Raw genomic sequence first — 11,715 nt, 5'->3', positions numbered from 1 at the left:
GAGCGGCCGGGGCCAGTACCGGCCCCGGCCGCGCCCGACCGTTCGCGGGCGAGGGACACGGCCGGAACCCCACCGGTGACGTCGAGCGAGGCCGCCGACCCGACCGGCACGCGGATTTACCTACCCACCCGTTCGCAGGTCCCTCCGACGAGGTGCGCGAGGGACCCCGCCCGCGTCACCCGGCGGCCCGCCGCCGCTGCCGCTCGCGCTCGAACTCAGCGGCATCCGGAATCCAGAAGCCGGGCCGTTCGAGCGCGGCACAGCCGCCGCGGACGAAGTCGCGCACCAGTGTTCGGTACTCGCCGATCCCGTCGACCAGGCCGTATTCGACCCGGTACTCCGGATCCGCCCCGCCCACACCCTCGCGCACCGTCGTCACGCGGGCGATGGAGTCCGCGTAGAAGTGGAGCTGGAGCCCCTCGCCCATCCGCTCGTCCTCGATGGTGAACACCTCGTTGTCCCCGGCCGAGCGATCGGCGACGAACTCCCAGAACTCCGCGGTGGCGGTGCGGGAACCGTCCGAGCGCCACTTCTTCTCGACCTCCTTGTCGTCGGTGAACAACAGGGCCGTTTTTCTCGCACCCGCACCGAGGCCGGCGCGGTCTCCGGCTCCATCCTCGTCATCGTCCATGGGCGTGCTCCTGGAGCGGTCCGCGGCCTCCGAGCACATCAGGAAGCCCACGGTCCGCACCGCCTCGTCGACGAGCGCGGGGTGTGCACGGCGCACGGCCCCGTCCACCGCAGCCGCCATCCGGTCCCAGTCACGCTTGTCGGTGGCGCGCCTTCCCCGCCGCGGATCGCGGCCGATCCGCATCCCGGCGCACGCCTCTTCCGCGGTGGCGACGACCCGCATGACCTCGGGAAGCAGCGCGGCGTCGACCGCCTCGGGCAGGCGCCGAGGAACGGTCGAGCCGTGCAGGTACTGGCCCGTGTACCTCAGAATCGCGGCGTCGAGAGGACCGAGTGCCGCTCCGCGCTCGGCGCGACGGCGGTTCACGGCGTACTCCTGGGCGCGTTTCCCGTCGGACGTCTCCGTCGCCGTGCGCATCGCCGCGCAGACCTGGCCGCGTTCGAGCGCGTTGATGTCGGCCCCGTGGGCGATGAGCCGACTCCGCTCCCACGGGATGCGCCGGAAGAGCGCGTCGACGTCAGCGGGCGCGGAGAGCAGGATCGGGTCCAGGAGGGCGACGGCGGCGTTCTCGTCGAGCATGCCCCGCGTTCCTGCCGCGTCGCACAACGGAAGGACCGCACTCCACAACAGCAGGTGTCTGCCCAGGTCCTCACCTATCACCGCGAGATGGGCTTCCCCGATCGGGAACGTGAAGGTGCGGGGCTCGTGGTTGGCGTCGGCCCCTGCTCCGAGCAGCAGCTTCAGCCGGCCGTCCTCGCGCACCACGTTCGGGATCCAGCCGGTCCCGCGCGTGAAAACGATGTCTCTCATGGGCTCAGTCTTCCCCATCGGACGAGACCGTCGGGACCTGCCCGCCCCGGTCCGACCGGCCGCTTTCGCCTTCCCACCCGCGCACACCACCTCATCGGCACCGAGCGGACCGCATCGGGCATCGAGCGGGCGAAGGCTTCGCGGCCGACGGAGCGCCCCTGACCGCCCGCCCCTCCTGAGCCCGCCCGGCCGCCCGGCCCCGGCTCAGGCCGAGTCGCGTACCACCAGCTTGCAGGGCACCTTCTGCACGCCCGGTGTTCCCTTGTCGTCGATGGCGTCCAGCAGCCGGAGCGCGGCGACCCGCCCGATCTCCATCAGATCCACGTCGATCGTGGTCAGCGGGGGGCGGGAGGCCAGCGCCATGATGTCCCAGTTGTCGTAGCCGACGACGGCCACCTGGTCCGGCACGTCGATGCCCTTCTCGCGCAGGGCGTCGGTCACTCCGCGCGCGATCTGGTCGTTGCCGCAGAAGAAGCCGTCGACGTCCGGTGCGGTCCGCAGCACCATGTTCGCCGCGCGCCGGCCCCACGCCTCGCTCCAATTCCCGAAGTACGCCCGCCCGCCTGCCAGTTCCAACGAGGACGCTTCGAGCAACCGGCGGGTGAACCGCGCGCGGTCGAACGCGGCGGCATGCCGTTCCGGGCCCGTGACGTGGGCGATCCGCGTCCGCCCCGAGGCGAGGAGGTGGTCCACGGCCAGTCGGCACCCCTGCTCCTCGTCGGAGATCACCGACATGTCCTCCGGGTCGGTGGACGGCGACAACGCGTAGACGACCGGGATGTCCTGGATGCCGGACAGCGGCGGGCGGGGATCGGTGCGGCGACCGGTGACGATGACACCGTCCACCCGGCGGTCCATGAGTACCTGCAAGTGGTGCTGCTCGCGGATCACGTCGCCGCGGGTGTCGCAGAGGAGGACGGAGATCTTGCCGGCACCCAACGCGTCCTCCGCGCCGAGGAGCACGGGCGTACTGAACCTGCCGATGCCGTCGGTCGTCATGAGTCCGACCGTCCAGCTGCGCCCCGAATGCAGGTTCTGCGCGTGATGGTTGGGGCGGAAGTCGAGGGCCTCCACCGCGTCCAGGACCTTCTGGCGCGTTTCGGGGCGCATCCGGCCCGTGCCGCTGAGGGCGCGGGAGGCGGTGCCCACACTGACTCCGGCCAGGTGGGCGACGTCGGCGAGTGTCACCCGAGCCTTGGTCCCGGTACGAGCGGTCTCCGTCACAGGTAATCCTTTGCTCTTAGGCGGTGTCTGACCATGGGCGTCGGGCGGGCGTTGTCCGGCACGGCACCTCCGGCGTTGTCGGGCCGCCCGTGTACATCCCGTACACGGGCGGTTCTCCGCCTCGCGACGCACCTGCACCGGACACCGCCCGCTGATCCGACGCCATGTGTCAGACACCCCCTGGCCGCAGCGGCCATAGTGCCATCCCCGCAGCCTGTTGGCCAACGTCGGGAAATTTTCGGAGAGTTTGGTCAGAATCCTTGACGCTATGTCGAGGCGATCCTACGTTTCCGGTGCTGAAAACGATTGCGCACACATGCCTCAGTCGCGCAGCCTCCGTCCAAGGAAGGCGTGCGCCCTACCCGGGGAGTTCCATGTCCCGTACGAAGCCCGGTCCTTCCGCCCCCGGTCCTTCTGCCACCGGTCCGATCCGCCTCGGTCAGCAGGCCAGGGCAATTCTCCGGCCGACGACCGCGACGATGACCACGGGTTTCTGGCAGCGACGGCGCCAAGTCAACGCGGACGTCGGCATCCCCCAGGGGCCGGAGCTCCTGGAGAACGCCGGAAACCTGCACAACCTCCGCCTGGTCGCCGGAGCCGTCGAGGGCGCCTTCGAAGGCGACTACCCGTTCCAGGACACCGACGTCTACAAGTGGCTGGAAGCGGCCTCCTGGCAGCTCCTCCAGGACGCGACCGCCGGCCGTGACACCACCGCCCTCGCCTCCACGGTCCAGGGCATCATCGCGCTGGTGTCCGCCGCGCAGGAGCCGGACGGATACCTGAACACGTGGTTCCAGTCCGGCAAGGGCGCCGGCCGCTACACCGACCTGCGGTGGGGACACGAGCTCTACTGCGCCGGTCATCTCATCCAGGCCGGTGTCGCCCACCACCGGGCTACCGGGGAGCCCGAACTGCTCTCCGTGGCCGTACGGTTCGCCGATCACATCGACAGCGTCTTCGGACCTGGGGGCAGCGGCAAGCCCCTCGACGGTTTCGACGCCCACCCCGAGGTGGAAACGGCTCTGGTCGAGCTGTACCGGGAGACCGGGGAGCGGCGCTATCTCGACCTCGCGGGCTACTTCGTCGACCGGCACGGCCACGGAGTCCACCACCACGAGGCGTACTGCCAGGACCGGGTGCCGGTGCGCGAAGCCGAGACCGTCGAAGGCCACGCGGTGCGCCAGCTCTACCTGCTGGCGGCCGTCGCCGACCTGGCCGCCGAGACGGGGGAGGGGGATCTGGCCGCTGCGGCCGCCCGGCTGTGGCACGCCATGACCACCACCAAGACCCACCTGACCGGTGGTGTGGGCGCGCACCACGACAAGGAGGACTTCGGCGACCCGTTCGAACTTCCCAACGAGCGTGCCTACTGCGAGACATGCGCTGCCGTCGCCTCCATCCAGTTCAGCTGGCGGATGGCGCTGCTCACCGGTGACGCACGGTACAGCGACCTGATCGAGCGAACCCTCTTCAACGGCTTCCTCGCCGGAGTGTCGCTGGACGGCGAGGAGTGGCTCTACGTGAACCCGCTCCAGGTCCGCGACGGATACGTCAGTGCCGGCGGCGACCAGTCCTCCCGCCGCACCCGCTGGTTCCGCTGTGCCTGCTGCCCGCCGAACGTGATGCGCCTGCTGGCCAGCCTGGAGCACTACGTCGCGTCCACCGACGGCAGCGGTCTGCAGATCCACCAGTACGCCTCCGGTGTCTGCACCGGGCAGGCGGGCGACGAGCAGGTGGCGGTGCGGGTCGAGACGGAGTACCCCTGGCGCGGCCCGGTCGCCCTGACCGTGGAGAAGACCGCCGGGACACCGTGGACACTGTCCCTCCGTATCCCGCAGTGGTGCTCGGCGTACACCCTCACCCGCGACGGAGTCCCCGTCGACGCGGACGTGGACGACGAAGGCTGGCTGCGGGTGGAGCGCGTCTGGGCGGAGGGCGACCGGGTCGAACTCGACCTGGACCTCTCTCTCCGGCTCGTCTCCGCAGACCCCCGCGTCGACGCGGTCCGGGGGTGCGTCGCCATCGAGCACGGGCCTCTCGTCTACTGCCTCGAACAGGCGGACCACCCCGACGGCGGCCTGGACGACCTCGTCGTCGACGTCCGGACCCCCCTCGCCGTGAAGGAGCGGCCCGACCTGCTGGGCGGTGTCGTCACCGTCGTCGCCACTGGCCGGCGGCGCACCCTCGCCCAGCCGAACTGGTGGCCCTACACACCGGCAGGCGCCCACGGAGACTCCGGAACCACAGGAGCCCGGGACACCGGTGAGCCCGTCCCGGGCGAAGCGCTGGAACTGACCGCGGTGCCCTACTACGCGTGGGCCAACCGCACCACCGGCAGCATGCGCGTCTGGCTGCCGACGCTCTGAGAACGCCCCCCATCGCACTGCCGTCCCTCCATCATCACGACAACGAGGTCATCATGAGAAACCTGCGCCGCAGTGCCATCGCCGCCGCGCTCGCGTTGGGCACGCTCGCCACGGCCGCCGGCTGTTCCGACGGCGGCTCCGGCTCGGGGAGCGACACCTCCTCCGACCAGGGCACCTACACCTTCTGGGACCCGTACCCGCAGTTCGACGCCTCCTCCGACTGGACCAAGCTGGTGACCGGCTGCGGAACCAAGGCGGGCGTCACCGTCAAGCGCACCGGGATGGACACCACCGACCTCGGGAACAAGGCCCTGCTGGCGGCCCAGCAGGACAACGCCCCCGACGTGATGCTGGTGGACAACCCCGTGGTCTCCACCCTGGTCTCGGCCGGCATGCTGGCCAAGACCGACGACGTGGGACTGGACACCTCGAAGATCCAGCAGAACATCATCGGTGCGGGCTCCCAGGAAGGCTCCGCCTACGGCGTCCCGATCGGCGCCAACACGCTCGCCCTCTTCTACAACAAGGACGTCCTGAAGGCGGCCGGGGTGGACGCCGCCACCCTCACCGACTGGGACTCCCTCACCGCCGCACTGAAGAAGGTCAAGGCGGCCGGCAAGAAGGGCATCACCTTCTCCGCCATAGGCACCGAGGAGGGGAGCTTCCAGTTCGAACCCTGGTTCTGGGGCGCCCAGGGCGACCTGAAGAAGCTCGACGACGCGAACGGCGTGGACGCGCTGACGTTGTGGAAGGACTGGGTGTCCGACGGCCTGGCGCCGCACGACGTCCTGCAGAACACGCAGACCACCGCCTGGCAGGAGTTCGCCACCGGCGAGTACGCCTTCGGCGAGAACGGCACCTGGCAGCTGGCCAACGCCGAGAAGGCGGGATTCGACTACGGGGTGATCAGCATTCCGGCCCGCGACGGCGGTGCCGCTCCCACGCCGACCGGCGGCGAGTTCGTCACCGTCCCCGTGCAGTCGGACACCGCTCGCTACGGCACGACGAAGAAGATCGTCGACTGCCTGACCAGCTCGGAGAACCTGCTCTCCACCGACACCACCCTCTCCTACGTCGCGCCGCAGGCCGACGTGCAGGCCAAGCAGGTGGCCGAGAACCCGAAGCTGGAGCCGTGGGTCGCCGCCGTCGGTACGGCGCGAGGCCGTACCAGTGACGGACTGGGCACCGACTACCCGGTCATCTCGGAGCAGTTGTGGGGTGCGGTCCAGTCCGCCCTCTCGGGGAGCAAGAGCCCCGAGGACGCGCTGAAGGCCGCTCAGCAGGCAGCCGCGTCCAAGGCCGGCTGACGCACGGGACCGGAGGCGGGTGGCGGGCGCCACCCGCCGCTCCGCACCCACTTCGTGCCGGCCCGCCTCCGGGTGGGTGGACCGGGACGGCCGGGAACCAGGACGCACCGCGCGTGCGGATCACGCCGGGCACGCGTGCCGCCTCGCGGCGCCGCCGTCGGCGGATGACGCCCCGACCCTGCCTCCTCCTCCGCCTCGACGTCCCGCCCCGGCTCCCTCGGTCGCCTCTCCCACACGGCACCGGACCCCGAACGACCCCAGGCCCCGTATCGAGTTCCGGGCCGGGCTCGCGGCTGATCCAGCCCAGAACTCGATACGGACCCTAGGAGCTCTCGTATGACCCTCGCCCGCACCGACCGCCCCCGGAAGCGGCCCGCGGCCTCTTCCGGTGCGGCGACGCAAGCCGGCCGGAGGGAATCCGCGCTACGGCAGCGGCGCCGCCGATCCCAGCTGACGGCCTGGGCCTTCGCCGCCCCGTTGGTCGTCTACCTCGCGGTCTTCTACGTGTACCCGCTCTACCGCAACGTCGATCTGAGCCTCCACACCTATACGGTCCGCTCCTTCGTCGACGGGAACGCCCCGTTCTCGGGCTGGGACAACTTCGCCACCGTGTTCGACGACCCGACCTTCTGGCCGGCGTTGCGGAACACGATGGTGTTCACCGTGGCGTCCCTCGTCGTGCAGTACACGGCGGGACTGGCGCTGGCCGTCTTCTTCCGCAAGGGCTTCCGCCTCTCCGCGACCCTGCGGGCGCTGTTCCTGGTGCCCTGGCTGCTCCCGCTGATCGTGTCGTCCTCCACCTGGGCGTGGATGCTCAACAGCGAGTCCGGGGTGGTCAACTGGGCGCTGCATCTCGTCGGCATCGGCCCGGTCGATTGGCTCACCTCCCCGCACTGGGCCCTCGTCTCGGTGATCCTGGCCAACATCTGGATCGGCATCCCGTTCAACCTGGTGATCCTCCACAGCGGCCTGCAGAACATCCCCGCGGAGATCTACGAGGCCGCCTCCCTGGACGGCGCGAACCCCTGGCAGCAGTTCCGCAGGATCACGTTCCCGCTGCTGCGGCCCGTCACCGCGATCACCCTGATGCTCGGGTTCGTCTACACCCTCAAGGTCTTCGACCTCATCTGGATCATGACCAAGGGCGGCCCCGGAGACTCCTCCTCCACCCTCGCCACCTGGTCGTACGAGCTCGGCTTCGGCTCACTGCTGCCCCGCTTCGGCCCCGGAGCCGCGGTCGGCAACATCCTCATCCTCATCGCCCTGGTCTTCGGACTGTTCTACATCCGCACCACCAGGAGGCAGGACGCATGACCACCCGCACCGGCTCCCGCACCCACGCCCGTACCGACACCCGCACGGGTGACCGCAGCCTCGCGCGGACGGTGACCGGCCTGATCCTCACCGCGCTGATGCTGTTCCCCGTCTACTGGATGTTCAACGTCTCGCTGACGCCGCAGCAGGACATGCGCAAATCGCCGCCGGACCTCTTCCCGCTGCATCCCACCTTCGAGGGGTACCGGGCCGTCCTGGACGACCAGATGCCCTACCTCCTCACCAGTCTGCTCATCGGACTCGGTACGGTCGCCCTGACCCTGCTGCTCGCGGCACCGGCCGGTTACGCGCTCGCCAAGCTTTGCCCCCGCGGCGGTGGCGCGCTCCAAGTGGTCCTGCTCGTCGCGCAGATGGCACCGGGCATCGTCATGGCGATGGGCTTCTACGGGATCTTCGTCGACCTCGGCCTGACGGACGCGTGGTGGGGGCTGATCATCGCCGACTCCACTCTGGCCGTCCCCTTCGGCGTCATGATCTTCTACGCCTTCATGACCGGAATCCCCGCCGAACTCACCGCCGCCGCGTGGATCGACGGTGCGGGCCCCTGGCGCACCTTCTGGTCGGTGATCCTCCCCGTCAGCCGGAACGCGATCGTCACCGTCTCGCTGTTCAGCTTCCTGTGGGCCTGGTCCGACTTCGTCTTCGCCAACACCCTCGACTCCGGCGGCGGGATGCGGCCCATCACCCTCGGCATCTACAAGTACATCGGCAACAACAACCAGGAGTGGAACGCCATCATGGCCACCGCGGTGATCGCCTCCGTACCGGCCGCCCTGCTGCTGATCCTCGCTCAGCGGTACGTCGCCGCGGGGGTGACCGCCGGAGCGGTGAAGGACTGACTCCGGAGCCCGACGCCGCACCGGGCACGTCCGGGCCGGCACTCGCTGCGGGCCGCCCCGGGGCATCCGCCCCGGGGTATCGACGGCCCCGGCGGGCCGCCTGCCACAATCGGCGCATGCAGTCCGAACGGGTGGTGACCTTGACCGACGTGGCCCGGCGGGCCGGCGTCTCACTGACGACGGCGTCGAAAGCGATCAACGGTCAGGATCGCATCTCCGACCAGACACGGGCCCGGGTCCTGACAGCCGCCCGTGAGCTGTCCTTCACGCCCAGCCGGATCGCCCGCAGCCTGATGAGCGGGCGCACCGGCACGGTCGGCCTGGTGGTGGTCGACAGCCACGTGCACCGCTTCGTGCTGCCGATCCTCCTGGGGGCGGAGGAAGCCCTCGCCGACGTCGACCTCAGCATGGTCATCGCCGACGCCCGCGGCGACTCGGCGCGGCTGCGTCGCATCGTCGAGCGTTTCGCCGAGCAGAAGGTGGACGGTGTCCTCGTCGTCGGCGAGAACAACGCGCTCACCCCGAGCGTCGGCCGTTGGCTCGACAGACCCGTCGCGTACGTCTACGGCGAGACCGGGGCGGGGGCCGGGGACGTGGTGCACGTCCCCGACGACCGGGCCGGCGCCCGCGAGATCACCGAGCACGTACTCGACGCCGGACGCGCCCGGCTGGGCGTCATCACCGGGCCCGAGCCGGGGCGTGCCGTCGTCGAGCGGGGAAGAGGCATCGCGACGGCGCTCCGTGAGGCGGGCCTCGGGACCGTCTGCCCGCCGTTGCACGGGCAGTGGTCGCAGCGCTCCGGGCGGGCCCTCGCCGAGCGACTGCTGGACCTGGCGCCGGACGTGGACGCCGTCGTCTGCGGCTCCGACCAGATCGCCGTCGGCGTCACCGAAGTCCTGCGCGCGTCGGGTCGGCGCATTCCGGACGACGTCGCCGTCACGGGCTTCGACAACTGGTCCTTGTTCGCGGAAGAGTGCGACCCGCCTCTGACCAGCGTGGACATGAACCTGCGCACCCTGGGGGCGGCGGCCGTCCGCGACCTCTTCGGCATGATCGACGCCCGGCCGGTAGGCGGAGGGGTGCGTCTCCACGCCTGCACGCTCGTGGTGCGCGGGTCGACCTCCGCCTGAGCCACGCACGACGCGATCCGTGGGTCCTTGCGCAACATTGAGGAAGCGCTTATCCATTTTTCCGAGCCACTGACCAGGCAGTCCTGCCCGACGTATTGACACCCCCGGCCGTCGGGTGAAACATCGCGGCAACACAGCGCCCCAACACCCCAGTTGGCCGCACGCTCCGATGGCGGCCCAGGGCGTCGTCATCCCTCCGTCGCCATGCACCGCACCGATGGGCACCGCGTACGTCATTGGGGAAGCGCTTCCCCAATCTGCCTCCACAGGAAGGGAAACCATGTTCCATCAGCGGCATTCCACCTCCTTTGACGCGGCCGGACACGAGGCCGTCGCCCGACGGCCCTTCCGGATGCGGCGCGCCGCGGCGCGCGTCACCCTCGCTCTGGGAATCGCGTTCACCGGCAGCCTCGCCACCGTCCCCGCGCACGCGGCCGGCAACACCCTGACGGTGAACGTCGGGACTACCGTCCGCCCCGTCACCCACGTCGTCTCGGGAGGTCTGTACGGCGTGGACTCCGGGACCAGCACCCCCTCGCTCGACCAGCTGTACCCGCTGCACCTGAACACGCTCACCCAGCCCCCGCCCGGCACGAAGCAACTCGGCAACGGAGCCACCACCCCGTGCTGCGACGGCCTCAAGGTCGCGGGGAAGGTCACCAGCGCGGGCGCGCAGCAGTACCTGCGGCTGCCGGACATCTTCAGCGCCTTCCCCTACAACTGGGTCAGCTGGGCCGACTGGGAGTCCAAGCTCGCCACCATGGTCAAGGCCCGTCTCGCGGCCACCGGCACCACCAACGTGGCGGGTTACGAGATCTGGAACGAGGGCAACGCCAACTGGACGGTGAGCACCGGCGGCAACGCCGGCACCTTCAACGACATGTGGACGCGCAGCTACAACGACATCAGGGCCCTCGACACGAAGACCCCGATCGTCGGGCCCGGCGCCTCCGTGTACGACCACAACTGGATGTACAGCTTCATGCTGAACGCCAAGAACACCAACACGCTGCCCGCCGTCGCGGTCTGGCACCAGCTCGACACCAACACCGGCTGGCAGAACATCCAGGCCAACGTGGACGACTTCCGGGCCATCGAGAACTCACTCGGCCTGCCGCACGTCCCGATCTCCGTCAACGAGTACGGATCGCCCAGCCAGGTCGACCAGCCCAGCGTGGCCGTGCACTACATGGCCTCCTTCGAGCGCGCCGGAATCCTCGACGCCGAGCGCGCCTACTGGTACGAGGCGGGCACCATGAACGGCCTGCTGTACAACAACAAGCCCACCGCCTCCTACTGGGCTTACAAGTGGTACGGCGACCAGTCCGGCAACATCGTCCAGACCGTCCCGCAGTCCTGGCTCGACGGCGTCGCCTCCTACGATGCGAGCCGCAAGCAGGTCAACGTGGTCTTCGGCGGCGACTCGGGGAGCAACACCGTCAAGGTCAACGGTGTCGGTGTGCTCGGTTCCCAGGTCAAGGTGGTCCTCTCCCGCACGGAGAACACCGGCCGCTTCACCCAGGAAGCCGCCCCGGTCACCGTCTCGACCCAGACCTACACCGTGGCCTCCGACGGCAGCATCTCGGTGCCCGTCACCGGGATGGACGCGGTGGACGCGTACCAGCTCCTGATCACGTCCACGAGCGGCACTCCCACCTGGCAGCAGACCTACGAGGCGGAGAACGCCACCGTCGTCAACGCGAACCGCTTCGGTTCGACCGCGGCGTCCGGCGGCAGCTACGTCGGACAGATCGACGGCAGCGCGGACATGCGCGACCAGAGTTTCGTCGACTTCCTCGTGAACGTCCCCACCGCCCGCACCTACACGATGGCCGTCAAGTACGCCAACGCGACCGGCGCCAACTCCACCCAGGGCCTCGCCTACAACGGCGGCGCCTGGTCCACCGTCACCTACCCGCCGACCACGTCCGGTTGGGGCCACCCGACCGGTACGGCCACCGTCAACGTCAGCCTCAACGCCGGCTACAACATGATCCGCCTCGCCAAGGGGTCGCCCAACTTCGCGGGCGGCACCGGCTACGCCGAACTCGACAACATCACGCTCGGCTGAAC

Annotated in this window: 8 protein-coding genes; 6 read left to right on the top strand and 2 right to left on the bottom strand. The window is 69.9% G+C overall.

The window, feature by feature from the left end; translation table 11 throughout:
- Positions 1-175: 175 nt before the first annotated feature.
- Positions 176-1,441, bottom strand: coding sequence for a DUF6357 family protein (locus ACFWEP_RS23695; RefSeq protein ID WP_387372622.1), 1,266 nt, complete (start codon positions 1,439-1,441; stop codon positions 176-178).
- Positions 1,442-1,645: 204 nt separating this feature from the next.
- Positions 1,646-2,665: a LacI family DNA-binding transcriptional regulator gene (locus tag ACFWEP_RS23690; RefSeq protein ID WP_387372620.1), complete on the bottom strand. Its 1,020-nt coding sequence runs from the start codon at positions 2,663-2,665 to the stop codon at positions 1,646-1,648.
- A 374-nt stretch (positions 2,666-3,039) separates the two neighbouring features.
- Between ACFWEP_RS23690 and ACFWEP_RS23685 the strand changes: the two genes are divergently transcribed.
- The 6 genes from ACFWEP_RS23685 to ACFWEP_RS23660 all read left to right on the top strand — a co-directional run bounded on the left by ACFWEP_RS23685 (position 3,040) and on the right by ACFWEP_RS23660 (position 11,713).
- Entirely contained in the window at positions 3,040-5,031 is a 1,992-nt protein-coding gene (locus ACFWEP_RS23685; RefSeq protein WP_387372618.1) for a glycoside hydrolase family 127 protein, read from the top strand.
- A gap of 53 nt (positions 5,032-5,084) precedes the next feature.
- Positions 5,085-6,338 (top strand): extracellular solute-binding protein, encoded by a 1,254-nt coding sequence (locus ACFWEP_RS23680; protein WP_387372615.1) that lies wholly within the window; start codon positions 5,085-5,087, stop codon positions 6,336-6,338.
- Positions 6,339-6,674: 336 nt separating this feature from the next.
- Positions 6,675-7,652 carry a carbohydrate ABC transporter permease gene (locus ACFWEP_RS23675; RefSeq protein WP_387372614.1) on the top strand — a complete coding sequence of 326 codons (978 nt, stop codon included), beginning with the start codon at positions 6,675-6,677 and terminating at the stop codon, positions 7,650-7,652.
- Positions 7,653-7,750: 98 nt separating this feature from the next.
- Positions 7,751-8,512 carry a carbohydrate ABC transporter permease gene (locus tag ACFWEP_RS23670; RefSeq protein WP_387372624.1) on the top strand — a complete coding sequence of 254 codons (762 nt, stop codon included), beginning with the start codon at positions 7,751-7,753 and terminating at the stop codon, positions 8,510-8,512.
- 116 nt (positions 8,513-8,628) lie between these two features.
- Positions 8,629-9,642 carry a LacI family DNA-binding transcriptional regulator gene (locus tag ACFWEP_RS23665; RefSeq protein WP_387372611.1) on the top strand — a complete coding sequence of 338 codons (1,014 nt, stop codon included), beginning with the start codon at positions 8,629-8,631 and terminating at the stop codon, positions 9,640-9,642.
- A 280-nt stretch (positions 9,643-9,922) separates the two neighbouring features.
- Positions 9,923-11,713 carry a hypothetical protein gene (locus ACFWEP_RS23660; protein WP_387372609.1) on the top strand — a complete coding sequence of 597 codons (1,791 nt, stop codon included), beginning with the start codon at positions 9,923-9,925 and terminating at the stop codon, positions 11,711-11,713.
- Positions 11,714-11,715 lie beyond the last annotated feature (2 nt).

This window comes from Streptomyces sp. NPDC060198 (assembly GCF_042728415.1).
Classification (GTDB): Bacteria; Actinomycetota; Actinomycetes; order Streptomycetales; family Streptomycetaceae; genus Streptomyces.
This window is presented reverse-complemented; position numbering and strand designations above follow the sequence as displayed.